General features: G+C 64.4%; 25 protein-coding genes. 13 read left to right on the forward strand and 12 right to left on the reverse strand.

Annotation, left to right across the window (positions count from 1 at the left end):
* Nucleotides 1–37: 37 nt before the first annotated feature.
* The 6 genes from LB538_RS08215 to LB538_RS08240 all read right to left on the reverse strand — a co-directional run bounded on the left by LB538_RS08215 (nucleotide 38) and on the right by LB538_RS08240 (nucleotide 5,891).
* Nucleotides 38–445 (reverse strand): GtrA family protein, encoded by a 408-nt coding sequence (locus LB538_RS08215; RefSeq protein ID WP_095766288.1) that lies wholly within the window; start codon nucleotides 443–445, stop codon nucleotides 38–40.
* Nucleotides 442–1,260: a ChbG/HpnK family deacetylase gene (locus LB538_RS08220; RefSeq protein ID WP_224524062.1), complete on the reverse strand. Its 819-nt coding sequence runs from the start codon at nucleotides 1,258–1,260 to the stop codon at nucleotides 442–444. Before LB538_RS08220 ends, LB538_RS08215 begins: the two co-directional genes overlap by 4 nt.
* Nucleotides 1,257–2,225: a glycosyltransferase family 2 protein gene (locus LB538_RS08225; RefSeq protein WP_224524059.1), complete on the reverse strand. Its 969-nt coding sequence runs from the start codon at nucleotides 2,223–2,225 to the stop codon at nucleotides 1,257–1,259. The genes LB538_RS08220 and LB538_RS08225 overlap by 4 nt, the downstream gene beginning before the upstream one ends.
* On the reverse strand, nucleotides 2,218–3,384 hold the full coding sequence (locus LB538_RS08230; RefSeq protein ID WP_224524057.1) for a glycosyltransferase 87 family protein: 1,167 nt from the start codon (nucleotides 3,382–3,384) through the stop codon (nucleotides 2,218–2,220). Before LB538_RS08230 ends, LB538_RS08225 begins: the two co-directional genes overlap by 8 nt.
* A 222-nt stretch (nucleotides 3,385–3,606) precedes the next feature.
* On the reverse strand, nucleotides 3,607–4,644 hold the full coding sequence (locus LB538_RS08235; RefSeq protein ID WP_224524055.1) for a zinc-binding dehydrogenase: 1,038 nt from the start codon (nucleotides 4,642–4,644) through the stop codon (nucleotides 3,607–3,609).
* Nucleotides 4,645–4,649: 5 nt separating this feature from the next.
* Entirely contained in the window at nucleotides 4,650–5,891 is a 1,242-nt protein-coding gene (locus LB538_RS08240) for an acyl-CoA dehydrogenase family protein (protein ID WP_224524054.1), read from the reverse strand.
* Nucleotides 5,892–6,009: 118 nt separating this feature from the next.
* On the opposite strand from LB538_RS08240, the gene LB538_RS08245 reads away from it, so the two are divergent.
* The 6 genes from LB538_RS08245 to LB538_RS08270 all read left to right on the forward strand — a co-directional run bounded on the left by LB538_RS08245 (nucleotide 6,010) and on the right by LB538_RS08270 (nucleotide 10,374).
* Nucleotides 6,010–6,825 (forward strand): SDR family oxidoreductase, encoded by an 816-nt coding sequence (locus tag LB538_RS08245; protein WP_224524053.1) that lies wholly within the window; start codon nucleotides 6,010–6,012, stop codon nucleotides 6,823–6,825.
* Between the two features lie 51 nt (nucleotides 6,826–6,876).
* The gene (locus LB538_RS08250; RefSeq protein WP_095766281.1) at nucleotides 6,877–7,356 is read left to right on the forward strand and encodes a MaoC family dehydratase; all 480 of its coding nucleotides are present in this window, start codon (nucleotides 6,877–6,879) and stop codon (nucleotides 7,354–7,356) included.
* A complete protein-coding gene (locus LB538_RS08255) occupies nucleotides 7,353–8,390 on the forward strand; it encodes a phosphotransferase family protein (RefSeq protein WP_224524052.1) in 1,038 nt (345 codons plus the stop codon). Before LB538_RS08250 ends, LB538_RS08255 begins: the two co-directional genes overlap by 4 nt.
* 18 nt (nucleotides 8,391–8,408) lie before the next feature.
* Nucleotides 8,409–9,185 (forward strand): SDR family NAD(P)-dependent oxidoreductase, encoded by a 777-nt coding sequence (locus LB538_RS08260; RefSeq protein WP_224524051.1) that lies wholly within the window; start codon nucleotides 8,409–8,411, stop codon nucleotides 9,183–9,185.
* A gap of 145 nt (nucleotides 9,186–9,330) precedes the next feature.
* Nucleotides 9,331–9,975, forward strand: coding sequence for a TetR/AcrR family transcriptional regulator (locus LB538_RS08265; RefSeq protein WP_224524050.1), 645 nt, complete (start codon nucleotides 9,331–9,333; stop codon nucleotides 9,973–9,975).
* A gap of 168 nt (nucleotides 9,976–10,143) precedes the next feature.
* A complete protein-coding gene (locus tag LB538_RS08270) occupies nucleotides 10,144–10,374 on the forward strand; it encodes a DUF680 domain-containing protein (protein ID WP_224524049.1) in 231 nt (76 codons plus the stop codon).
* Nucleotides 10,375–10,462: 88 nt separating this feature from the next.
* Here LB538_RS08270 and LB538_RS08275 read toward each other — a convergent pair whose 3' ends face one another.
* The 5 genes from LB538_RS08275 to LB538_RS08295 form a co-directional block, all read right to left on the reverse strand.
* Nucleotides 10,463–10,687 (reverse strand): hypothetical protein, encoded by a 225-nt coding sequence (locus LB538_RS08275; protein ID WP_224524048.1) that lies wholly within the window; start codon nucleotides 10,685–10,687, stop codon nucleotides 10,463–10,465.
* Nucleotides 10,688–10,759: 72 nt separating this feature from the next.
* The gene (locus LB538_RS08280; protein ID WP_224524046.1) at nucleotides 10,760–11,344 is read right to left on the reverse strand and encodes a sarcosine oxidase subunit gamma; all 585 of its coding nucleotides are present in this window, start codon (nucleotides 11,342–11,344) and stop codon (nucleotides 10,760–10,762) included.
* Nucleotides 11,337–14,330 carry a sarcosine oxidase subunit alpha gene (locus tag LB538_RS08285; protein ID WP_224524043.1) on the reverse strand — a complete coding sequence of 998 codons (2,994 nt, stop codon included), beginning with the start codon at nucleotides 14,328–14,330 and terminating at the stop codon, nucleotides 11,337–11,339. Before LB538_RS08285 ends, LB538_RS08280 begins: the two co-directional genes overlap by 8 nt.
* Nucleotides 14,327–14,623, reverse strand: a complete 297-nt coding sequence (locus LB538_RS08290; RefSeq protein WP_140541913.1) for a sarcosine oxidase subunit delta — start codon at nucleotides 14,621–14,623, stop codon at nucleotides 14,327–14,329. The genes LB538_RS08285 and LB538_RS08290 overlap by 4 nt, the downstream gene beginning before the upstream one ends.
* 86 nt (nucleotides 14,624–14,709) lie before the next feature.
* Complete coding sequence (locus LB538_RS08295) at nucleotides 14,710–15,963, reverse strand: sarcosine oxidase subunit beta (protein ID WP_224524041.1); 1,254 nt, start codon at nucleotides 15,961–15,963, stop codon at nucleotides 14,710–14,712.
* A gap of 213 nt (nucleotides 15,964–16,176) precedes the next feature.
* On the opposite strand from LB538_RS08295, the gene LB538_RS08300 reads away from it, so the two are divergent.
* The 7 genes from LB538_RS08300 to LB538_RS08330 all read left to right on the forward strand — a co-directional run bounded on the left by LB538_RS08300 (nucleotide 16,177) and on the right by LB538_RS08330 (nucleotide 21,724).
* Complete coding sequence (locus LB538_RS08300; RefSeq protein WP_224524040.1) at nucleotides 16,177–16,545, forward strand: YrdB family protein; 369 nt, start codon at nucleotides 16,177–16,179, stop codon at nucleotides 16,543–16,545.
* A 102-nt stretch (nucleotides 16,546–16,647) separates the two neighbouring features.
* Nucleotides 16,648–17,406, forward strand: coding sequence for an SDR family oxidoreductase (locus tag LB538_RS08305; protein ID WP_140842252.1), 759 nt, complete (start codon nucleotides 16,648–16,650; stop codon nucleotides 17,404–17,406).
* A gap of 109 nt (nucleotides 17,407–17,515) precedes the next feature.
* Complete coding sequence (locus LB538_RS08310; protein ID WP_224524039.1) at nucleotides 17,516–17,902, forward strand: SET domain-containing protein; 387 nt, start codon at nucleotides 17,516–17,518, stop codon at nucleotides 17,900–17,902.
* A 178-nt stretch (nucleotides 17,903–18,080) separates the two neighbouring features.
* Nucleotides 18,081–18,347 (forward strand): 30S ribosomal protein S21, encoded by a 267-nt coding sequence (gene rpsU, locus LB538_RS08315; protein WP_027165252.1) that lies wholly within the window; start codon nucleotides 18,081–18,083, stop codon nucleotides 18,345–18,347.
* 132 nt (nucleotides 18,348–18,479) lie between these two features.
* The gene (locus LB538_RS08320; RefSeq protein WP_224524038.1) at nucleotides 18,480–19,331 is read left to right on the forward strand and encodes a tetratricopeptide repeat protein; all 852 of its coding nucleotides are present in this window, start codon (nucleotides 18,480–18,482) and stop codon (nucleotides 19,329–19,331) included.
* A gap of 221 nt (nucleotides 19,332–19,552) precedes the next feature.
* Nucleotides 19,553–20,029 (forward strand): DUF992 domain-containing protein, encoded by a 477-nt coding sequence (locus tag LB538_RS08325; RefSeq protein ID WP_140541919.1) that lies wholly within the window; start codon nucleotides 19,553–19,555, stop codon nucleotides 20,027–20,029.
* Nucleotides 20,030–20,257: 228 nt separating this feature from the next.
* Nucleotides 20,258–21,724, forward strand: coding sequence for an MFS transporter (locus LB538_RS08330; protein ID WP_224524037.1), 1,467 nt, complete (start codon nucleotides 20,258–20,260; stop codon nucleotides 21,722–21,724).
* A gap of 49 nt (nucleotides 21,725–21,773) precedes the next feature.
* On the opposite strand, the gene coaBC is transcribed toward LB538_RS08330, so the two are convergent.
* Nucleotides 21,774–23,249, reverse strand: a complete 1,476-nt coding sequence (gene coaBC, locus LB538_RS08335) for a bifunctional phosphopantothenoylcysteine decarboxylase/phosphopantothenate--cysteine ligase CoaBC (RefSeq protein WP_224524036.1) — start codon at nucleotides 23,247–23,249, stop codon at nucleotides 21,774–21,776.
* Nucleotides 23,250–23,259 lie beyond the last annotated feature (10 nt).

Genomic DNA, 23,259 nt, shown 5'->3' on the forward strand with positions numbered 1-23,259 from the left:
CCAAGCCGCCTATATCGACGCGGAGCCGGCCGAGCAGCTACTTTACGATCCTGCCCTCGATCGACCAGCGCGCCGCCAAAAAGTTCAGCACGGCGGCCACCACGACGCCGAGGATCTTGGCCGGCCAGACGCCGACAACCCCCGCCAGTACAGCGATCGACAGGCTCGAAACACCGAGCGAAATCAGCGCCCCGAGCGAGACGAAACGCAGGAAGGACCGATGCAGCCGGATGTCCGGGTCCCGCTCGAACGACCAGAAGCGGTTCGCTACGAAGGAGAAGAGCACCGCGACGAACCAGGCACCGACATTGGCGGCCAGAGCCGGCACCACGAGCTTGAGCAGCAGGAAAAATGCGGTGAGATCGATGCCGGTGTTGACCAGCCCGACCAAGGCGAAGCGGACGATCTTGTTGCCGGTCGAACGCCGCGGCTGACCGGCGCTCATGCTTTGCCGTCCATGACGCGCACTCCGGCCCGTTCGAGGCTGGCGCCGAAATCCTCAGAACTGAGAACCGTGAACTCGACCTCACGCGCGCCCTGCATCGGGTCTCGCGCCCGTAAAATGTCATCGACTTGACCCGGATGACACATGAACACCCCTTGTTCGGGCAAGGTGTCGACCGCGGCGCGCAGCGTCGGAGCGAATTTTTGCGGCTGCCGCCAGTCATAGATGCCGTAGAGCGGCGTCATCACGTTAAAGCCGGCCCGCTGCATCGACCTGTTGAAGCCCGCGGCCAGCGTGGCGATCGCCGCGATCTTGGCCGCCGCGTCCAGGCCGGTAAGCCCGGGCGCGCCGCGCAGCGCGGGCTTGTGTGCGCTCTCCCCAAACCGGGCGAGCAACCAATTCCGTACCACGGGAAGAAAATGCACATGCTGGTGCCCGTCGATGTGATCGGGCGGGCCGGCCAGCGCTTCGGTGAAGCGGTCGTACTGGGCGTCGAGCTCGGCATGAATGTCCTGCTCGTCGATGCGCCCTCGACGGACCGGCAGCGCAAGAGAGGCAAGCCCAGGCAATTTGCCGTCTGGCGCCAGGCTGGACGAACCGGTTGCGGCTATCTGATCGGTGAGGGTCAGGTGTAGCCCGATGGCGGCCTGTTGACGCAACGGCCTGATGCGCGCCGCCGCCTCTTCCCATTCGGCAAACCCGGTTATGCAACTGGTCCCGGTCAGGCGGCCGCGCTCGATGAGGTCGAGGATCGCGCTCGATACCCCCGGCGCAAGCCCGTAATCGTCGGCGATCAGGCGGATCGGCCGGGTCATTTGCCGGGGGCAACCTGCTCGGCGGCATTGCCATGCAGCACGTCGCGCACGATATAGACGGGCCGGTCCTTGCTTTCGCTGAGCGTGACCCAGACATACTCGCCAATCAGGCCGAGCAGCGCCAGGTTGAGGCCTCCAAAAAGCACGACGGCGACCATGATGCTGGGGTAGCCAGGCACGGCGATCCCATAGAACAGCACCTCGAAGAGCACCTTCACGCCATAGGCCAGGCCTGCGAATGCCGCGAGCAATCCGATGAGGCTGATGACGCGCAGCGGGATCACGGAAAACGAGGTGAACCCTTCAAGCGAGAACGCGATCAGGTTGAACCTTGTCCATTTCGACGTGCCGCCGCCGCGGTTTTCCGGCGAGTAAAGCACAGCCTTCTGGCGGAAGCCGGCCCAGGCGAACAGACCCTTGTTGAAGCGGCGCTTGTCGCGCACGCTTGTCAAGGCACGCGCCACCGCGCCGCGCATGACACGGAAATCTCCGGCATTTTCGGGAATATCGAAGCGCTGGCTGCTGTTGATCAGCCTGTAGAAGAGCCGCGCCAGCTGGCTGCGCCGCCAGCTCCCCTCGCGCCGGTCGTTCTGCGCGTAGACGACATCGATCTGCGGATGCTCGACCAGCTCGCCGATCATCCTCAGGCTGATATCCATGGAATGCTGGAGGTCCGAGTCCATGATCAGGACCATGTCGCCACGGGAATGATCGAGCCCGGCGAGCACCGCCGCTTCCTTGCCGAAATTACGGCTGAGCCGCACGATCTCCCAGGAGCCGGAGAGCGTGGCCGCGAACGTCTCGGCGCTGCCGTCGCGGCTGCCGTCGTCGACGAGTATCTTGCGGACTGTCATGCCGAAGCGCTCCGCCACGGCCACTTCCAGCTTGTCGAGCAGCCCGACAAACGCGATGGCGGATTCGGCCTCGTCGAAGAACGGCGCGATGATGTCGAGCATCTCAGCCATGCGCGACGGCCCCGGCGGCAGGCGCCTTCTGTCTGTCTTGCGTCCAGAACCAGCCGACGAGCACGCAGGCGATTACGCTGACGCTGATCGGCCGGAACCACGGGTGGAAAAGATCGTGCAGTTGCAGGTTGGCACTGGTCAGTCCGGTGACGAAGAGGAACGCCGCCAAGAACCAGCACATGGCCCCGGCTCCCTTCTCCCGCCAAAGTAGGGCGATGGAGAGACCGGCAGGCACCGCCACCATGGCGTAAGTATTCTGCTCGACCCGCGGATTGAAGACGCACATGTAGAATGCCGCGGCGAGGAAGATGGCGAGTCCGCTGATGTTGGCGTCCAGCCTGCGATCGAGCTGGAGCACCAGCCAAAGCGTGAGCAAACCCGCGACGACGCGCACGATCGTCGCATCAAACTCGGAAATCGGGATGCCAAATCGCATGAAAGGCGCCGTGAAGTCGGCCGGAACGAAGGGGCCGGTCGGGTCCACCGTCATCGAAGTCAGAAGCCGGAAGAAATCATGATATTGCGCGTTGACGTAGTCGCTCGACGCAAAGCCATAGGGTATCGCGAGCGCGACCAGCACCGCCAGCACCAGCACCGGTATCAGCCGGGGACGCAGCGCCCCCGTCAGAAACAGTATGATGATCGCGGTCGGCTTGGCGATGATCGCAAGCATGGCCCAGAAGAAGCTTTCGGCCCGGCGCCCCTCGAGTGTCGACAGTGTAAGGAACCAGCACGCCCCTGTGAGCAGGATCGTCGCCTGGCCATTGCGAAGCGCTGCCAGCGCCACCGGCAAGGCAACAAAAAGACCGAAGGACAGCAGCCATGTCTGTTCCTGGCCGCCAAGCTTGCGCACCTGACGCATTGCGGCAAAGGTCAGGACGCTGAAGCCCAGCATGTGCCACAAGATATTGCCCAGATACGGCCCGAGCTTCAGCAGGGGAACATAGAGGACGGCGAAGGCGGGAGCGTATAGATACCCCATGGCAACTTCGACCTGATACAGCGGTTGGCGATCCAGAAAAGCTTCACTGCCATGCCTGTAGATATGGACCACCGAACGCGCATCGGGCGACCATAGCGCCAGACCAAGCACAAGCAGAAACGACCCGATCCAAAGCCAAAGCCCCAAACGGTCGAAAACCGGCTTGGTTACCATCATAGCGCACCCCGAATTCCGACCAGGACTTTCCCATCGCCGCCTGGTTTTTTACCGCCGGCGAGATATCACATCGAATGGAATAAAACATCCGAACGTGGCTGTTACCGGCGCGAGGCAATGACGGCGCAACAGCGGCTTTTTTCCGCCGCTGTCGGGTTGATCACAGCTTTGTGTTCAAGGCTTTGGTCTGGTCTGAACAACTGCGATCGGCGCTCGATTGCCTCACGGCCTGATGAACACCTTTCCGTTTGGCTTGGCGAGCTCGGCCGGCAGCCTCGCCATCGCTTCGTCGAGGGGCACGACCGCGGTGACGTCGGTCGACCAGCGTCCGTCGGAAAAGCGCTTCTGCGCTTCCAGCACCGCCGGGCCTAGCCTGTCGCGGAACTGGCGCATCCATTCGGCCAGCCAGAACCCTTCGACGCGCTTGTGCTGGAAGATCAGTTGGCCGGGCTCGCGGATCACGGTCGGCTCGGCGTCGAGCCTTCCATAGACGATCCAGCGCGCGCGTTTCGGCATGGCATTGAAGATGGTCGAAGCCAGCGGGCCGGTGACCGCGTCGAGGAAGATGCGCGGCTGCTCGGCCTTTATCGCCTCGCGCAATGTCACCTCGAAATCCGCCGCTTTCTCGTTGAGCACATGGGCGGCGCCGAGCTCCTTCAGCTGTGGAATCTGCTCGTCGCGACGCACGGTGACGATCGGGCGGAAACCTTCCTCCTTCGCCAACCCGATGATCAGCTTGCTGAGCTGGCTGGCGCCCGCGGTCATGATGAAGGATTTTTCGCCCTCCTCTCTGACGATGTCGAACATGGCCAAGGCCGTCAGCGGATTGACGATCATCGCTGCGCCGACCTCGTCGCGCACGGTGTCGAGAAGCGGAATGCAGGACGCGGCCTCGGCAACCGCATAATCCGCCCATGCGCCCCAGTTCGACACGCCGGTGGCGAAGGCGACGCGTTTCCCTCCAAGGCTCCTTGCATGGGGATCGTCGCCCGTGGCGACGACGATGCCGACGCCTTCGAAGCCCGCCGGCCGGCCCTTTACCCGCGGCTGGCCGTACTGGCCCTTGATGAAGGCGATGTCGGACGGGTTGATCGAGGCGAGGCTGACCTTGATCAGCGCCTGCGAGGGACCGGGCGCCGGCACCTCGATGCTGCCGGGCTGGAGGTAAGGCTCCATCGCCTCCAGCGCGGCCGCCGAGGGCGTCCTGGTGTAACCGTCGCCGACAAGCAACAGACCCTGCATCTGCGAAGGAAGCGTCATGGCCGTCAGACCTTCTCCTGCGTGTATTTCTTCAGTTCCGTGCGCGCCACCTGCCGCCGGTGCACCGCGTCCGGCCCGTCGGCCAGCCGCAATGTCCTCAAATGCGTCCACGAGCGGGCGAGCGGCGTGTCCTGGCTGATGCCTTGCGCACCGAACATCTGGACTGCCTCGTCGGTGACCTTCAGCGCGACGCGCGGCGCCACCACCTTGATCTGGCTGATCCAGGGCGCGGCCGCGAGAGCGTCCCCCTGATCGATCATCCAGGCAGCCTTGAGGCATAAGAGCCTCGCCATCTCGATCTCCATCCGGCATTCGGCGATGATGTCGAAATTGGCGCCGAGCTTTGCCAGCGGCTGGCCGAAGGCCTCGCGCCGCACCGAGCGTTGGCACAGCATCTCCAGCGCCATCTCGGCCTGGCCGATGGCGCGCATGCAATGATGGATGCGGCCAGGCCCGAGCCGCCCCTGCGCGATCTCGAAACCCCTGCCCTCGCCGAGGATCAAATTCTCCGCCGGCACCTGCACATTCTCGAATCTCAGATGCATATGCCCATGCGGCGCGTCGTCATCGCCATAGACCTGCATGGGCCGCAGCTTGGCGATGCCGTTGCTGTCCGAGGGCACCAGGATCATCGAATGCCGGCGATGCTGCGGCTCCTCGTCCGATCCGGTCCTGACCATGACGATATAGATGGCGCAGCGCGGATCGCCCGCCCCGGAAGCCCACCATTTCTCGCCATTGAGCACATAGTGCTCGCCGCGGCGCTCGCAGCGCATCGAAATGTTGGTGGCGTCCGAGGACGCCACGTCCGGCTCGGTCATCAGATAGGCCGAGCGTATTTTCCCCTCGAGCAGCGGCTCCAGCCAGTCGCGCTTGTGCGCTTCCGAGCCGTATCGCTCCAGCACCTCCATGTTGCCGGTGTCAGGCGCCGAGCAGTTGAAGGTTTCGGCGCCGAGATGCGCCTTGCCCATCTCCTCCGCCAGATAGGCGTATTCGACGGTGGAAAGGCCGTAGCCGCGCTTGGAATCGGTCAGCCAAAAGTTCCACAGGCCGCGCTCGCGCGCCGTCTTCTTCAAGCCGTCCAGGATTTCCGTCTGCCTAGCGGTATAGGCCCAGCGGTCGCCATTCTTGCCGACTTCGGCGAGGAACTCTTCGCCGAGCGGCGCGATCTCGTCGCGCACCATCGCCGCCACGCACTCATGGAGCGGCTTCAGCCGCTCGGTCATGCCGAGATTCATGTCCGCCATCGCTTCCGGCCTTTCCGAAGATAGATCTTTACCCGTGGCAAGGATGACCGTACTTCGGCTAGCCTTGTCAACGCGAGTCCTTGGGCGAGTCCTGGCCGGCCGGATGCGGAGAAACACGATGAGCTATCTGGACAAGCTGTTCTCGGTCGCCGGCAAGACCGCGCTGGTGACGGGTGCGGCGACCGGCATCGGCCGCATGGTGGCGACCGGGCTGGTACGCGCCGGCGCGCAGGTGATGATCGCCTCGCGCAAGGGCGAGGATTGCGCGAAAGTCGCCAACGAATTGAACGCGCTTGGCGGCACCGGCCATGCCGAGGGCTTTGCCGGCGACGTGTCCAGCGAAGCGGGCATCGCCGCTTTAGTCGCCGAGGTCAAGGCGCGCACGGAACGCCTGCACATTCTTGTCAACAATGCCGGCATTTCCTGGGGCGCGCCGCTGCAGGATTTCCCCTACCACGCCTGGGCCAAGGTGTTCGGCGTCAACGTCACCGCCGTCTTCCACCTGACGCGGGAGCTCTTGCCGCTTCTCGATGCCGCCGCGAGCGACGAGGATCCTGCCCGCGTCATCAATCTTGGCTCGGTGATGGGCACCCAGCCGCTGGCCGACGACGCCTATTCCTACGCCGCCTCGAAAGCGGCGGTGCATCATTTGACGCGCACGCTGGCGATCGAGTTCGCCGCCCGCCGCATCACCGTCAACGCCTTTGCGCCCGGTCCTTTCCAGAGCCGCATGACGGCCTTTGCCACCGCGACCGAGGAGCAGGCGAAACATGTCGGTAACCATGTTCCGCTCGGCCGCATCGGCGTGGCGGATGACATTGCCGGCGCAACGCTTTATTTGTGCAGCCGAGCCGGAAGCTATGTCACCGGCGCCATCCTGCCTATCGACGGCGGCCAGTCGGTGCAGCATGGCATGACTTTGTTCAAGGAATAAGGTGCCCGGTTCGAGGAATCGCGATCCGGGCGGGTTGCGGAGGACATCAGTGTGGAACCGATCAGTCTCGATACGCTTCTGGCAAGCGTCGGCAAGGAGGTCGGCGTCTCGCCTTGGAGAACGGTCACGCAGCGCATGATCGACCAGTTCGCCGATGCGACCGACGACCACCAGTTCATCCATTGCGATCCTGAGCGCGCCGCGCGCGAGACGCCGTTTGGCGGCACCATCGCGCATGGCTTCCTGTCGCTGTCGCTTTTGTCGGCAATGACCTTCGAGACCATGCCGCCGCTGGAAAACAGCAAGATGGGCGTCAACCACGGCTTCGACACGCTGCGTTTCCTGGCGCCGGTGAAGACGGGTTCGCGCATCCGCACCCGCTTCGTGCTGGCGGACGTCAAGGTCAGGCCGTCCGGCTGGGTGCAGACCGCACATGACGTGACCATCGAGATCGAAGGCTCGAAGAAGCCGGCGCTGACGGCGCGCTGGCTGACCTTGACGCTGATTGAGCGCCAACCCGAGAACGCATGAGCGGCGAGGCCGGTGCCATAGACCAGGCGGCCCTTGCGCCCTACCTCGAGGCGCATATCCCGAGTTTTGCCGGCCTGTCGGCGATTGAAAAATTCAAGTCAGGGCAGTCCAATCCGACCTATCTTTTGACCGCCGCCAGCGGCCGCTATGTGTTGCGCGCCAAGCCGCCGGGACAGTTGCTGAAATCCGCGCATCAGGTCGACCGGGAATTCCGGGTGATGCAGGCGCTTGCCGGCACGGCGGTGCCGGTGCCGCGCATGCTGCATCTTTCCGGCGAGGACTCCCCGATCGGCCGCATGTTCTACGTCATGGAATATCTCGACGGCCGCATCTTCTGGGATCCATCGCTGCCGGACGCATCCGGCAATGACGAGCGCGCCGCGATCTACGATGCCATGAATGCGACGCTCGCCGCCTTGCATGATATCGATGTGGACGCCGTCGGACTTGGCGATTTCGGCCGGCCCGGCAGCTATTTCGAGCGCCAGCTCGCGCGCTGGACCAGCCAGTACAAGGCCTCCGAAACCGAAACCATAACCGACATGGACAGGCTGATTGCGTGGCTCCAAACGCATATGCCGGCCGATGACGGCCGTGTCTCGCTTGTCCATGGCGACTACCGGCTGGACAACATGATGTTCGCGCCTGACGCACCGAAAGTCATCGCGGTGCTCGACTGGGAGCTGTCGACGCTCGGCCACCCCTTCGCCGACCTCGCCTATCAATGCATGCAGTGGCGTCTGCCGCATGCCTCGGGCTTTCGCGGCCTCGGCGGCATCGACCGCGCCGCTGCCGGCCTGCCTTCCAAGGTAGCCTATGTCGAGGCCTACTGCAGACGGCGCGGCATCGAGAAGATAGACAACTGGACCTTCTTCCTCGCCTTCTCCTTTTTCCGGCTGGCGGCGATCTGCCAGGGCGTCTACCGCCGCGCGCTGGACGGCAACGCCTCCAATCCGGAAAAGGCAAGGACCTACGGCCAGGCGGTAAAACTGCTCGCCGCGCTCGCGGTGGAACTGATTGACGAGAACAGCTGAACGCGGAGAAGCCGGGCAATGGGCCGTTTCGATGGGATGACGGTGCTGATCACCGGCACGACCGGCGGTCTCGGCAGCGGCGCGGCAAAGGCCTTCGCCGCGGAGGGGGCACGGCTCGTTCTGTCCGACCTCGACGAGTCTGCGCTTGGCGATTTCGCCGCAACGCTCGACGCCGAGACGGCTCACCTTGCCGGCAACATCGCCGACGAAAAGCTCTCGGAGGATCTGGTGAAGCTGGCCGTGCAAAAGTTCGGCCGGCTCGACATCGCCGTCAACAATGCCGGCATCGTCCACTCCTTCGTACGCCTGCCGCAGGTCACCTCGGAGGAAGCGCGCCGCGTGGTGGAGGTCGACCTGCTCGGCGTCTTCTATGCCATGAAACACCAGATTCCTCAGTTGGAACGGCAATTCAGGGAAAGCGGCAAGGGCGGCGTCATCGTCAACATCGCCTCGGTCGCCGGCCTCTCAGGCGCGCCGAAGCTTTCGGTCTATGCCGCCGCCAAGCACGGCGTCGTCGGGCTGACGCGCTCGGCTGCCGTGGAATACGCCAGCAAGGGCATACGCATCAACGCGGTCTGCCCGGCCCACACCCGCACCGCGATGGTCGACGGCTTCGTGCGTTTCACCGGAGCGCCCGAAGCCGAAGCGATGGCCGAGCTCACGCGCGGCGTGCCGATGAAGCGTGTCGGCGAGGTCGACGAGATCACCACCGGCATCCTGTTCCTCGCCGACCCGGCCAATTCCTTCATGACCGGCCACGCTCTGGCGCTCGACGGCGGCATTGGCGCGATCTGAGCGATTCCAGGAAAGGGCCTTAGCTGTTTCCATCCGGATTGCGTTAAAACGCAGAGCGCACGCAAGGGAACTGGAGGCGCCCTTGTCCGTTTCCGTACAGCGTATATAATTTCGTCAGGCAACCAATCACAAAGGCAAGCGTATATTGGCGCTAAGCGTTCAGAAACGCCGCGAAAAACAGAAGGCGGAGCTTCGCTCCGAACTGGTCGCGGCGGCTCACAAGCTGGTCCAGGAAGAGGGCTATGAGGGCCTGACCATCCGCAAGCTGGCCAAGCGGGTCGGCTACGCGCCGATGTCGGTCTATTCCTATTTCGCCGACAAGCAGGACATTCTGTTCGCACTCGCCGAAGACGCCTTCGAAACGCTCGCGCGGCGCATCGAGGAGCATCCCGCGGACGATCCGATCGAGGCGCTCAAGGCGGTGATGACCGAATACGCGGCTTTCGGGCTCGGCAACCCCAACGAATATCGCACCGTCTTCATGACCGAGAAGACCAAGCTGCCTGAAGGACGCAGCTACGAGGACATGGAGGAAGGCAATCCGGCCATGAAGGTGCTGATCAAACGCGTCGAGGCCTGCGTTGCCGCCGGCAGGCTCAAGGGCGACCCGCGCGCCATCGCCACCATGCTGTGGACCGTGGGCCACGGCACGATTTCGCTGTTGATTACCTTTCCCTTCTATCCGTTCGGCGACGCCCAGGCCTATGTGAAGCGCATGTGCGATTTCACGCTGGCGGGGTTGCAGGCGCAGGATATTCCGCCGCTGACCGCAACGCCCGTCAACTGCTGATCTCTTTGATCGCCGACTTGCACCGCTTCGCTTGATTTGCGGCGCCGAATTCCTGTGTTCAAAAAAATTTGTCGTACATGTACAGATCCCTCCTTGAATTCCGACTTCATTAACCGTATTTGTACACCGCATCGTACGCGTACGGAAAAGATTGACTGGAGACGGAAAATGAAGAACACCATCCTTGCTCTCGCCACCGTGCTGGCTTTCTCGGGTACCGCTTTCGCTGGCGCAAGCCAGCCGGCCAAGCACGCCCCCGCGGCTTGCGCTCAGACCAACGCCAGCGTGAAGCTCGACTGCACCCCGACCGGTTCGGTGGAAAAGGCCGACGCCAACAAGACGACAAAGAGCCCGCGGCTCGGCATCGATGTCAGCCCCTGGTTTGTGCCCGGCCTCTGAGCACTATTGGCAAGACTTCGAACGAAAACGGGCGGCATTTGGCCGCCCTTTTTCGTTTCTGCCCGCGCCCCTGAGGACCTGCTCGAGACTATTTCTTGCGCGGTTTCGCTCCTGCCGCGGTCTTGGCCTTACTCGGCTTTGCCGGTCCGCCGGGGATGGAAGTGCTGGTGATCGATACCGGATCGCTGGCCGGAAATGTGTCCTCGAGGCCTTCCTCGAGTTCCTCTTCCTCGATCTCATGGCGCCGCTCCTGCTCCAGCGAGCGGACTGCAGCTGTCTTCTTGGACGCCTTCGGCGCGGATTTGGACGGCATCGGCAATCTCCCTCGCAAGCCGCAGAAACGGCATGGACTGGCGATGGTTCCTTGAAACCGACGCCGCGAAGCTCAGTTCGCCGCGTCGCTTGCCGCTTCCGAAAGCAGAGTAAAGACATAGTCCGAGAAGGAACGCCAGCATTCCACCCGGAACGCATCGGCCGCGCTGCGCAGCAGCACGATCTCGGATTTGCCGAGAATGGTGCGCGAGGCAGCACCGACCGGGAAAACCTCGAGCGATAGGTCCTGCGGACAACCCGAATTGACCGTCGCCGCGGCGGCAGGTCCGACAACGGAAATCCCGACATTGCGGTGCGAGATGCCGACCGCCGAATGCAGCATTGTCACCTTGGCGCAATCGGCGAGCGGATCCTTGCCCGCCTCGTCGATGATCATCCATTCGTCGGGCCCGAGCCACAGCGCCGTGCGCCCGTCCTTGGTCGCCGAAGTCTTGGGCTTTGTCGGCAGCGTGAGGCCGAGCGCCTTGGAAAGCGCTGCAAGGGAAGCCTGGGGGGCGCGCAGCGAGATGCGTTCAGCCGGCGGCAGCATCTCGACCTTGACGCCCGGCGCCGACAGCGTGCGGCCGGCAAGCGCGGGCCGACGCTCGACGGAGGTGGAAGCAGCAGCGGCTTTTGTCTTGGCAGCGGCCTTAGCCATTGAGGCGTTCTCCCTTCTCGTCGACGAACACCATGCCGGTGACTTCCACCTCGATCGTGCCGTTCGGCATCGGCACATAGAGCGTCTGGCCCATGCGGTCGCGGCCGCCGGCGACGAGCGCCAGCGCGATCGAGCGACCGCAATTCTCCGACCAGTAGCTGGAGGTGACGTGGCCGATCATCTTCATCGGGATCGCCTGCTTCGGGTCGGCGACGATCTGCGCGCCCTCTTCCAGCACGACCTTCGGGTCCTTGGTCTTCAGGCCGACCAGCTGCTTGCGGCCTTTGGCTACGAGGTCCGGCCGGGTCAGGCCGCGAATGCCGACGAAATCGGTCTTCTTCTTGCCGACCGCCCAGTCGAGCCCTGCATCGTTCGGCGTCACCGTGCCGTCGGTATCCTGGCCGACGATGATGTAGCCCTTTTCGGCGCGCAGCACGTGCATCGTCTCGGTGCCGTAAGCGGTCGCGCCATGCTTCTGGCCTTCGGCCCACAGCGCTTCCCACACGGCCTCGCCGTAATCGGCCGGCACGTTGACCTCGAAGCCGCGCTCGCCGGTGAAGGACATGCGGAACAGCCTTGTCGGCACGCCGCAGATCCTGCCCTCGCGCACCGACATATGCGGCATCGCTTCGTCCGACATGTCGATGCCCTCGATCAGCGGCGCGATGATCTCGCGCGACTTGGGCCCCTGCACGGCAATGACAGCCCATTGCTCGGTGATCGAGGTCAGCCACACATTGAGATGCGGGAACTCGGTCTGGAGGTAATCCTCCATGTGGTTCATGACGCGCGGCGCGCCGCCGGTGGTGGTCGTCACGTGGAAGCGGTCCGGCGCCAGCCTGCCGACGACGCCGTCATCATAGATGAAGCCGTCCTCGCGCAGCATGATGCCGTAACGGCAGCGGCCGGTTTCGAGCTTCTCCCAGGGATTGGTGTAGAGCAGCTCCATGAACTTCGCCGCGTCCGGCCCGACCACCTCGATCTTGCCGAGCGTTGAGGCGTCGAACAGGCCGGCGGCCTTGCGCACCGTCACGCATTCGCGGTTGACGGCGGCATGCATGTCCTCGCCCGCCTTGGGGAAATACCAGGCGCGCTTCCAATGGCCGACATCCTCGAACACAGCACCATGCGACGCGGCCCAGCCATGCGTGGCCGTGCGGCGGGTCGGGTCGAACAGTGCGCCGCGCGCGTGGCCGACGATCGAGCCGAACGTCACCGGCGTGTAAGGTGCCCGGAAGGTGGTGAGGCCGACCTGCGGGATCGGCTTGCCGAGCGTCTCGGCGGCGATCGCCAGGCCGTGCATGTTCGACGTCTTGCCCTGGTCGGTCGCCATACCGTTGGTGGTGAAGCGCTTGACGTGCTCGATCGAGTGCATGCCTTCATGCACCGCCTGGCGGATGTCCTTGGCAGTGACGTCGTTCTGGAAATCGACAAAGGCCTTGACCGTCGTGCCCGGGCCGGCACCGGGCGCGGCGCCCAACATACCGCGCGACCAGTTCTCGCCGGCGTCGACCTTGGGCTTGGCGCCCTTGCCAACCTTGCCGTCGGCCTCCTTCGCCGCCTTGGCGCCCGCCGCGTAAGCCTCGTCGACTGAGGCGGCCAGCCCGTCGGTACCGTTGCAGGCGCCGACCGAGACGCAGTCCTGCGCGTAGGTGCCCGGCACGAAGCGCTTGGTCTCGTCGTTGAAGGCGACCTTGCCGCGCGATTGCGAGAACAGATGCACCGATGGCGTCCAGCCGGCCGACATGAGGATCGCGTCAACCGGGATGGTCCGCTCGCCGCCACCATGCTTCGGCTGCACGCTCATTGACGACACGCGCAATTTGCCGCCGGCGCTGACCACCGCACGGCCAAAATTGATCTCGATGCCGAGCGCCCTCGCCTCGTCGATCACCGGTCCGGCCGGGTTGTCGCGCAGGTCGACGATCGCCGCGATGTTGATGCCGGCCTTCTTGAGGTCGATCGCGGCGGCGTAGGCGGAATCGTTGGCCGTATAGACGCCGATATTCCTGCCGACCGCGACGCCGTAATGGTTGAGGTAGGTGCGCGCCGCCGAAGCGAGCATCACACCCGGACGGTCGTTGTTGGCAAACACCATGTGGCGCTCGATGGCGCCAGTGGCGATCACGACGCGCTTGGCGCGAACCTGCCACAGGCGTTCTCGCGCAAGCTCCCGGCCCGGGCTCTTGAGATGGTCGCTGACCCGCTCGACCAGTCCGACGAAGTTCTGCGCGTAATAGCCGAAGGCGGTCGTGCGCGACAGCACGCGCACATTGTCCATCACCTTGAGCTTCGCGATCGCCGCTTGCGCCCACGCATAGCCGTCCTGGCCGTCGATCCTGGCGCCGCTCTCGAAGCGCAGGCTGCCGCCGAATTCGGCTTGCTCGTCGGCGACGATCACCCGCACGCCCGTTTCGGCCGCGGCGAGCGCGGCCGCGATGCCGGCGGCGCCGCCGCCCAGCACCAGCACCTCGCAATGCGCGTAGCGCGCGGCATAGTGGTCGGGATCCGGCTTGTCCGGCGAAACGCCGAGGCCCGCGGCAGCGCGGATCTTCGGCTCGTAGAGGTCCTTCCAGGCCCATTTCGGCCACATGAAGGTCTTGTAGTAGAAGCCGGCCGAAAACATCGGTGATGCGATGTCGTTGACGGCGCCGACGTCGAAGGCAAGCGACGGCCAGCGGTTCTGCGAGTTGGCCGTCAGCCCGTCATAGAGCTCCTGCACTGTCGCCCGCACATTCGGCGTCTTGCGCGCATCGTCGCGCACGATCTGCACCAGCGCGTTGGGTTCTTCCGCGCCGGCCGACAGGAAGCCGCGCGGACGGTGATATTTGAACGAGCGGCCGACCAGGTGCACGCCGTTGGCGAGCAGCGCCGAGGCCAGCGTGTCGCCCTCGATGCCGATATACGGCTTGTCGTCGAAGCTGAAGGAGGCAGTCTTCGCGTGGCTGAGGCGACCGGCGCCGGAAATGCGGAAGGCGGCGTTCATTTTGAGGCTCCCGGCAGCTTCGCGGGCTTCGGCTCGCCGGCCTTGTAGGTCATGACGAACCTGTCGGTGACCGTATCGCGCACCGCGTTGAAGAAGCGGGCGCAGCCATGGATGTGCCGCCAGCGCTCATAGATGACGCCCTTCGGGTTGGCGCGGATGAAGAAGAATTTCTCGAAATCGTCGTCGCTCTCGGCGGCAATGTTGGTCGGGCGCGCAATATGCGCCTCGCCGGCATTGCGGAACTCGAGTTCCGGGCGCTCTTCCTCGCAATAGGGGCAGCGGATGAGAAGCATTTTCGGTGGATCCTACAACTCGCCATGGCCGACGCGGACGCCGGCCGGTTGATCGCAAAGCGGCATAAGGGTCATTTGGCCCATCGTCAGTGCGCCACAGCCGCCGCGGCGGCCTCGTCGATGAGACGTCCCGTGCGGAAGCGCTCAAGCGTGAAGGGCGCGTTGATCGGGTGCGGCTCGTCCTTGGCGATCGTGTGCGCGAAGACGTTGCCCGAGCCGGGCGTCGCCTTGAAGCCGCCCGTGCCCCAGCCGCAATTGACGTAGAGGCCCTGGACCGGTGTCTTCGCCAGGATCGGCGAACGGTCGGGGGTCACGTCGACGATGCCGCCCCAGGAGCGCAGCATCTTCATGCGGGTGAAGATCGGGAACATCTCGCAGATGGCGTCGAGCGTGTGCTGCAATATGTGCAGGCCGCCGGTCTGCGAATAGGAGACATACTGGTCGGTGCCTGCGCCGATCACCAGCTCGCCTTTGTCCGACTGCGAGATATAGGCGTGCACCGTGTTCGACATCACCACACAGGGCACCACCGGCTTGACCGGCTCCGACACCAGCGCCTGCAGCGGATAGCTTTCGAGCGGCATGCGCACGCCCGCCATGTTCATGATCACGGAGGAATGGCCGGCAGCGACCACGCCGACCTTCTTGGCGCCGATGAAGCCGCGCGTCGTCTCTACCCCGCTCACAGCGCCATTGGCCGCGCGCTTGATGCCGGTGACCTCGCAATTCTGGATGATGTGCACGCCGCGCGCCGAAGCCCCGCGCGCATAGCCCCAGGCGACCGCGTCGTGACGCGCCGTGCCGCCGCGGCGCTGCAGCGCGGCACCCATCACCGGATAGCGCGCTTCCCTGGAGATGTTGAGCGGCGGACAGAATTCCTTCGCCTGTTCGGGCGTCAGCCATTCATTGTCGATGCCGTTGAGGCGATTGGCATGGATATGGCGCTTGAACACCTGGACGTCGTGCACGTTGTGCGCCAGCATCATGACGCCGCGCGGCGAATACATGACGTTGTAGTTGAGCTCCTGGCTGAGCCCGTCCCACAGCTTTAGCGCATGATCGTAGATGCCGGCGCTCTCGTCATAGAGGTAGTTGGAACGGATGATGGTGGTGTTGCGGCCGGTATTGCCGCCGCCGAGCCAGCCCTTCTCCAGCACCGCGATATTGGTGATGCCGTGCTCGCTCGCCAGATAATAGGCCGTCGCCAGGCCGTGTCCGCCGGCGCCGACGATGATGACGTCGTATTCCTTCTTCGGCTCGGGCGACGTCCACTGCTCTTCCCAGCCTCTGTGGCCGCGCATCGCCTCGCGGGCAATGGCGAATACCGAGTATTTCTTCACGTTAAGCCTCGCGCCAGTAGCTTTCGCGGATTTGCGGCCGGGCATCCCTGCCCCGGCTTGCGAGGTGTATCACTAGCGAAACCGCGATGTCATCCTTGCGCTGTTTGCGACGGCGCTTGCCGTTTTGCGCCACGGTCAAAAAACGAAGCGTCTGCTCTGGCTTCCGTGGTTCCGTTCGCCGACACTCCTGTCGCGTGATGCTGGGGGACGACAATGGGTAATGCCTGGTGGAATCTGACCCTGCGCTTCCTGCTGGAACTTGCAGCGCTGCTTGGGCTCGGCATGGTCGGCTGGAGCTTTGCCGTCGATTTCAGCCGTTGGATTCTTGCCGTCGCCTTGCCGCTCGTCGCAGCGGTGCTGTGGGGCACTTTCGCCGTGCTCAATGATCCGAGCCGGTCGGGTCGAGCTCCGGTGCCTGTGCCCGGCGCCCTCAGGCTGGCGCTGGAACTTGTCATCCTGTGCGGCGGCGCCGCGGGATTCTATCTGACCGGTCACGCGGCCATTGGCATCGTCATGGCTCTGCTGATTGCCTTCAGCTACGCCTTCTCGCTGGATCGGCTGGCTTGGCTGTTGCCGCAGTAGGGCAATGGCGCCTTTGCCGGTTTCGGGTGGCCGCCGTAATCCTCATCTGCGACCAAGCATCCAACCGCCGGCAAGCCCGGTACAGAGGAAGGATGCAAAGACATGTTCACCCTTACAAACAAGGTCGCCATCGTCACCGGCGCGAGCTCCGGCATCGGCCGCGCCACCGCCAAACTGTTTGCCGAGCAAGGCGCATCCCTGGTCGTCGCGGCCCGGCGTCAGGCCGAGCTCGATGTGCTCGTCGGCGAGATCGAAGCGGCCGGCGGCACGGCAGCCGCGCTTGCCGGCGATGTAAGGGACGAGGCCTATACGAAGGCGCTCGTCGAATTCGCCGTCGCAAGGTTTGGCGGCCTCGACATCGCCTTCAACAATGCCGGCGCCGTCGGCGTGATGGGACCGGTGACCGATATGGCGCCAGCCACCTGGCACGAGACGATGGACACCAATCTGACCAGCGCCTACCTCGCCGCAAGGCACCAGATACCGGCCATGCTGGAGCGCGGCGGCGGCTCCCTGATCTTCACCTCGAGCTTCGTCGGCTACACCGCCGGCATGCCGGGCATGGCGGCCTACGCCGCTGCCAAGGCCGGACTGATCGGCCTGACGCAGGTGCTCGCTGCCGAATACGGTCCGCAAGGGCTGCGCGTCAACGCACTGCTGCCCGGCGGCACCGACACGCCCGGCGCAACCACGACCACGCCCGAGGCGCGCGCTTTCGTCGAAGGCATTCATGCTTTGAAGCGCATGGCGCAGCCGGAAGAGATCGCCCGCTCCGCGCTTTACCTTGCCTCGGATGCGTCGAGCTTCACCACCGGAACCGCGCTGTTTGCCGATGGCGGTGTCTCGATCAACCGGACATGATCTATTTTGGCAGACGACAGACATGCCCATCCGCCAAAATGTTGCGATGCGGCCTTGCATTCCCGTTCATTTTGACGATTTTCGTTTCCGTCGAAATCGGACCGGAACGATGCTGCTGATCAGAACCTATGTTGCCCAGAGCGCCATCGAAGGGGTCGGGGTCTTCGCCGCCGAGCCGATCCGTAAGGGCGCTTCGATCTGGCGCCTCGATCCGGATTTCGACCGGCTGATCCCGCTGGATAAATATGAGACGGCGCCGCCGCATCTGCGCGAGTTGCTCGACCGCTATGCCTATCCGAGCCCGGACAAGCCCGGCTTCATGGTCTATGAGGTGGACAATGGCCGCTTCATGAATCACTCCGAGCGGCCGAATACCGATTTCTCGCAATATGGCGGCGCCACCGCCATTCGCGACATCGCCGCCGGCGAGGAAATCACCTGCGATTATGGTGAGTTTTTCGAGGACTTTGCGCGCCACCATCTGGCGACCGCGTAGCGCGAGCGAACATGCGGGCGCAGCGCTCGGGTTTTTGATCGCCGGTTCGCGCAATCGGAGGTGGACATCCCAGCCTGATTCTGCTATCAGCCGCCACAATTCGCGGTGCAATTCGCCGCGGAGGCATGTCAGCTATGGCTGTTTGCCTAATGATTTCAAACCGAAGACAGGATTGCCCGTGCAGGTACTCGTCCGCGATAACAACGTTGATCAGGCGCTTCGCGCGCTGAAGAAGAAGATGCAGCGCGAAGGTATTTTCCGCGAAATGAAGATGCGCGGTCACTACGAGAAGCCGTCCGAGAAGCGTGCCCGCGAGAAGGCCGAGGCCGTGCGCCGCGCCCGCAAGCTGGCCCGCAAGCGCGCCCAGCGCGAAGGCCTGCTGCCGATGACCCCGCGCCCGGCTCCGGCTGGTGCCGCCGGCGCATCGCGCTCGCCGCGCTCATAACGCCTATTTTTCGTCCTTTTCGAAGGATACCGAAGGTGGCGCGATGCGGAATCGCCGCCACCTTTTTGTTTATGTATTGGAGCCGGTTCGGAGAGGGAACGGACTGACGGCGCTGCGGCAGTGAGGACAAAGATGAACGCAATTACCGTGGAGCGCAAAACCGCTTTTCGCGGCTTCGCCCTGACGGCGGCCCTGCTTTCGGGTCTGACGCTTGCAGCATGCCAGACGACCCCGACGGGTGAGTTCAACTCGATCGACAAGGCGCAGGCGTCGAGCGAGAACATCTCCTCGCTTTCGGCGGTCATCCAGCGCAATCCTCAGGATCCCGAGGGCTATAACGTGCGCGGCTCGGCCTATGGCCGCGGCGGCCAGTACCAGGCGGCGCTCAAGGACTTCAACCAGGCGATCCAGCTCAATCCGAACTTCTACCAGGCCTATTCGAATCGCGCGCTGATCCAGCGCTTCCTCGGCAATCAGGAAGCCGCTTTGGCCGACTACAACCGCTCGATCCAGATCAACGCCAACTACGACGCAGCCTATATCGGCCGCGGCAATCTCTACCGCAAGGCGGGCCGCACCCAGGATGCCTTCAACGACTTCCAGAAGGCGATCCAACTCGACACCACCGATGCCCGCGCCTACCACAATCGCGGCCTGATCTATCAGAGCCAGGGCCAGCACAAATTCGCCATCGAGGATTTCTCGACCGCGATCTCGCTGGCGCCGGACGCCGCCGAGCCCTACAACGGCCGCGGCCTCTCCTATCTGGCGACAGGCGACGAGGACAACGCCTTCTCCGACTTCAACATGGCCATCAAGCTCGACGGCAAGAACGCCGAGGCCTGGGCCAACCAGGCGCTGATCTACGAAAAGCGCGGCGACAAGGGAAGGGCCGCGAAGTCCTACCGCGAGGCTGTCCACCTCGACCCCAACTACCAGCCGGCCAAGGACGGTCTGTCGCGCACCGGCGGCAACGCCAGCTGATCAAGCCGACGCCGGAAGGGTGTATTGCACGGCGCCTAGGCGTCGTTCCCAATCGCCGTCGGCGGCCGCGATGATGCGCTGCGGAGACGCCGATAGCGATCCGTTAACCGCCCAGGGCAATGCGTTAACCCTTGCCATGTTCGCGTCAAAGTTTCGGCGGAACGCTCCGTGCACCTCGATCGTTTAAGCCGGGCCAAGATTTTCGCGAAAGGGACTTTCCAATGATCAAGACACTTGCCTGTGCCGCTGCCGCGCTTGCCGCCACGGTCCTCGCTTCTCCGGTCAGCGCCGGCACGCTCCGGCTCGGCACGCTCGATTGCACCATCGACGGCGGTGTCGGCTATGTCATCACGTCGAACAAGGGCGTCTCCTGCGTCTTCCGCCCCTCCCATCACGGCCCGGCCGAGATTTATACCGGGATGATCTCCAAGCTCGGCGTGGACGTGGGCAAGACGCATCAGGGCCAGCTCGTCTGGGCGGTGCTTGCCGCCACCCGCAGCCATGACGCGGGCGATCTCGCTGGCAGCTATTACGGCGTCAACGCCGAGGCGAGCGTGGTGACCGGCGGCGGCGCCAACGTCCTGGTCGGCGGCTTGGACAGCGCCTTCATGCTGGAGCCGCTCAGCGTCCAGGCACAGACCGGCCTCAACCTGGCCGTCACGGTAGCGTCGCTGGACCTCGTCCACTCCTACAAGTGAGCCCTCGGCTTTTCAAATTCATTGCGCCGCACTCGGCCTGGAACATCTGTTCCGGGCCGAGTGCTTTGGAACGCCGGATCGCTTCGACGCAAATGGTGGCTTGCCTCGAAATCCGCGAAAAAGCCTCTTGAGCTCAACTGCGCTTGAGGTTCTACAAGCCCTGCCGAACTGGATCTTGCCCCTCGTTCGCAACGCGGATGAGGTGCGCAAAACAAGCAGGAGATCGGCGTGACGGCAGCGAGCGGCAACAAGGTGGCCAGCAACAGGGTGGCCAGCAAGAGGGTGGATTGGCGGGCGCTGTGGGCAAGCGGCGACCTGGCGCGCTTCTGCTTCGTCAGCCTCGGCATCCTGCTGCATGCCACCAACGAAACAATGGTGGCAACGGTGATGCCGGCCATGGTCGGCGAACTGGCGGGCGTGCAGCTGGTCGGCTGGTCGCTGGCGATCTACGAGCTCGGCGCGATCGTCGCCGGCGCCGCGGCCGGCCGGCTGGTCAGTTATGTCGCCCTGCGCTCCAACATGATGGTCGCGGCCCTGCTCTATGCGACCGGCGCGCTGATCTGCGCCGCAGCGCCTTCCATGCCGTTGTTCCTCGTCGGGCGACTGGTCGAAGGGCTTGGCGGCGGCGCGCTGGTATCGCTGGCTTTCGTCTCGGTCGAGCGCCTGTTTCCACGCAATATCTGGCCGCAGCTCTTCGGCATCATGTCCGCGATCTGGGGCGTCGCCGCCTTCAGCGGCCCGATGCTCGGCGCTCTCATGACCGAATTCCTGTCGTGGCGCTGGGCTTTCGGCGTATTCACCTTCGGCGGCGCGGCGATGGCGCTGGCAAGCTTCGTCGTGCTCGACACGCCTGAAGCGAGGAAGCCGCAGGCGAGCGGCGGCAAGGCACCGCCCTTTCCCTATCCCGCGCTTGCCTGTCTCGCCCTCAGCGTCGTGCTGATCGCCGCCGCCGGCATCGATATCGCCCTGTTGCGCTCGTCGCTGCTCCTCTTCCTCGGCCTGACCGGCCTGGCGCTTTTCTTCCGCGTGGATGCGTTTAGACCGCAATCCCGGCTCTTCCCGTCGCCTCTGTTTTCATGGCGCTCGCCGCTTGGCAGCGGCATGACGATGGTTGCGGCTTTCTCCGTGGCGACCTGCACCTTCACCATTTACGGGCCGCTGCTTCTGACCACGTTGCACGGCATTCCGATCCTGACCACCGGCTACATCATCGCCGCAGAATCGATCGCCTGGTCGATCCTGTCGATCCTCATCGCCAATGCACCGCTGGAGCGCGAGAGGCTGATCATCGTCGTCGGCGACCTGATGATCGCCTCTGGCCTCGCCGGCTTCGCCTACACAATCCCGGCAGGCTCGATCCCGCTGATCCTGCTCTGCGCCCTTTTGCAGGGCGGCGGCTTCGGCGTTTGCTGGCCCTTCCTCACGCGCGTCATCGTCGCCTCGGCCCGCGACGGTGAGCAGACCATCGCCTCGGCCGCCGTGCCGACCATGCAGCGCATCGGCTATGCGGTAGGCGCAGCGCTTGCCGGCATCGTCGCCAATGCCAGCGGCTTCTCGGAAGGTCTGAACCGTGAAGCGGCCGCAGGCGTCGCCGGCTGGCTGTTTCTGGCCTTCGTGCCCCTCGGCGTGTTCGGCTGCCTGGCAGCGCTGAGGATATTTTCAGCGACAAACCGGCCGAGATTGGCAGCGGGTTGACGGGGATGTCACGGCGGCCGCGGCCGAAGTGCCGGCTTGCCGCTCGGTCTCAGACGACGACAGTCTGCTGCAGCCGCTCGGCAATCAGCGCGGCGAGCCGCACCGCCACTTCGTCCTTGCTCATTTCCGGCCATTCCTCGACGCCGGTCCTGGAGACGATGCGCACCTTGTTGCGGTCGCCACCCATCACGCCGGATGGACCGATGCCACTTTCGTGCGAGACGTCGTTGGCAACGATGAAGTCCGCGCCTTTCTTTTTCAACTTGGCCTCGGCATTGGCGATCAGATCCCGCGTCTCGGCGGCGAAGCCGACGACGAGGCTTGGTCGCTCCGCGTGATGGCCGATGCCGGCGAGGATGTCGGGGTTCTCGACCATCCGCAGCGAAGGCGGTCCCTTGCCCGCAACCTTCTTAATCTTCTCGCCGGCGGCGTTTTCCGTGCGCCAGTCGGCGACGGCGGCAACAAACACGGCGGCATCCGCCGGCAGCAGGCTCTCGACCGCTTGCTTCATCTGCGCGGCCGTTTCGACGTGGGTGGTCGCAACACCGGCCGGATCGGCGACGGTGACCGGGCCGGAGACAAGCCTGACATCGCCGCCGAGCTTAGCCAAGGCGGCCGCGATGGCATGGCCCTGCTTGCCGGACGAGCGGTTGGCGATGTAGCGCACCGGATCGATCGGCTCATGCGTCGGGCCGGAGGTGACGATGATCCTGCGGCCGGCAAGCGGTTTCGGCTTCTCGTCGAGCATCGCCTCGATCGCGGCGACGATCTCCAGCGGCTCGGCCATGCGGCCCTCGCCCACTTCATTGCTTTCGGCCATCTCGCCCTTGGCGGGGCCGACAAAGGCGACGCCGTCCTTCTGCAAGGTGGCCCGATTGCGCCGCGTTGCCGGATGCCCCCACATCTTCGGGTTCATCGCCGGCGCCATCAGCACCTTCTTGTCGGTGGCCAGAAGCACCGTCGAGGCAAGGTCGTTGGCATGACCGTTGGCGAGCTTCGCCATCAGGTCCGCGGTTGCCGGCGCAACGACCAGCAGGTCGGCCTCGCGCGACAGCCTGATATGGCCGACATCGTGCTCGTCATTGCGGTCGAACAGCTCGGTGAAGACATGGTCGGCCGAAAGCGCGCCGACCGACAGCGTGGTGACGAATTCCTGCGCGGCCGACGTCATCACCACCCGCACCGAAGCGCCCCGCTCGCGCAGCCGCCGGATCAGATCGAGCGCCTTGTAAGCCGCGATGCCGCCGCCGATAATGAGCAGGATGTGCTTTCCGGAGAGCGAGCCTCGCGAAACTGATTTCGCGGATGCGGTGACAACTGGCGCCGCCTGCTCCTTTGAGCCTGTCAGCGCACGCAGCTTTTCTTCGATCTGACCGATGCGGTCGGCCTGCCCTGCCCGGCCTTCGACCGCGGCGCGTATCATCGCTCGTGCCTGCTCCTCCATCGAGCAGCCATTTTCGGCCGCGAGTTGCCGGAGCAGGTCCTTGACCCCGTCATCCAGATTGCGGATCGTGATGCTGGCCATGTGATTGCAC

Source organism: Mesorhizobium sp. Ca11, from assembly GCF_020165275.1.
Classification (GTDB): Bacteria; Pseudomonadota; Alphaproteobacteria; order Rhizobiales; family Rhizobiaceae; genus Mesorhizobium.

What these genes read in the sequence shown, in the direction of transcription:
- LB538_RS08215 (WP_095766288.1), bottom strand. Translation starts at nt 445, where the DNA reads ATGAGCGCCGGTCAGCCGCGGCGTTCGACCGGCAACAAGATCGTCCGC.
- LB538_RS08220 (WP_224524062.1), bottom strand. Translation starts at nt 1,260, where the DNA reads ATGACCCGGCCGATCCGCCTGATCGCCGACGATTACGGGCTTGCGCCG.
- LB538_RS08225 (WP_224524059.1), bottom strand. Translation starts at nt 2,225, where the DNA reads ATGGCTGAGATGCTCGACATCATCGCGCCGTTCTTCGACGAGGCCGAA.
- LB538_RS08230 (WP_224524057.1), bottom strand. Translation starts at nt 3,384, where the DNA reads ATGATGGTAACCAAGCCGGTTTTCGACCGTTTGGGGCTTTGGCTTTGG.
- LB538_RS08235 (WP_224524055.1), bottom strand. Translation starts at nt 4,644, where the DNA reads ATGACGCTTCCTTCGCAGATGCAGGGTCTGTTGCTTGTCGGCGACGGT.
- LB538_RS08240 (WP_224524054.1), bottom strand. Translation starts at nt 5,891, where the DNA reads ATGGCGGACATGAATCTCGGCATGACCGAGCGGCTGAAGCCGCTCCAT.
- LB538_RS08245 (WP_224524053.1), top strand. Translation starts at nt 6,010, where the DNA reads ATGAGCTATCTGGACAAGCTGTTCTCGGTCGCCGGCAAGACCGCGCTG.
- LB538_RS08255 (WP_224524052.1), top strand. Translation starts at nt 7,353, where the DNA reads ATGAGCGGCGAGGCCGGTGCCATAGACCAGGCGGCCCTTGCGCCCTAC.
- LB538_RS08260 (WP_224524051.1), top strand. Translation starts at nt 8,409, where the DNA reads ATGGGCCGTTTCGATGGGATGACGGTGCTGATCACCGGCACGACCGGC.
- LB538_RS08270 (WP_224524049.1), top strand. Translation starts at nt 10,144, where the DNA reads ATGAAGAACACCATCCTTGCTCTCGCCACCGTGCTGGCTTTCTCGGGT.
- LB538_RS08275 (WP_224524048.1), bottom strand. Translation starts at nt 10,687, where the DNA reads ATGCCGTCCAAATCCGCGCCGAAGGCGTCCAAGAAGACAGCTGCAGTC.
- LB538_RS08280 (WP_224524046.1), bottom strand. Translation starts at nt 11,344, where the DNA reads ATGGCTAAGGCCGCTGCCAAGACAAAAGCCGCTGCTGCTTCCACCTCC.
- LB538_RS08285 (WP_224524043.1), bottom strand. Translation starts at nt 14,330, where the DNA reads ATGAACGCCGCCTTCCGCATTTCCGGCGCCGGTCGCCTCAGCCACGCG.
- LB538_RS08290 (WP_140541913.1), bottom strand. Translation starts at nt 14,623, where the DNA reads ATGCTTCTCATCCGCTGCCCCTATTGCGAGGAAGAGCGCCCGGAACTC.
- LB538_RS08300 (WP_224524040.1), top strand. Translation starts at nt 16,177, where the DNA reads ATGGGTAATGCCTGGTGGAATCTGACCCTGCGCTTCCTGCTGGAACTT.
- LB538_RS08305 (WP_140842252.1), top strand. Translation starts at nt 16,648, where the DNA reads ATGTTCACCCTTACAAACAAGGTCGCCATCGTCACCGGCGCGAGCTCC.
- LB538_RS08310 (WP_224524039.1), top strand. Translation starts at nt 17,516, where the DNA reads ATGCTGCTGATCAGAACCTATGTTGCCCAGAGCGCCATCGAAGGGGTC.
- LB538_RS08320 (WP_224524038.1), top strand. Translation starts at nt 18,480, where the DNA reads ATGAACGCAATTACCGTGGAGCGCAAAACCGCTTTTCGCGGCTTCGCC.
- LB538_RS08325 (WP_140541919.1), top strand. Translation starts at nt 19,553, where the DNA reads ATGATCAAGACACTTGCCTGTGCCGCTGCCGCGCTTGCCGCCACGGTC.
- coaBC (WP_224524036.1), bottom strand. Translation starts at nt 23,249, where the DNA reads ATGGCCAGCATCACGATCCGCAATCTGGATGACGGGGTCAAGGACCTG.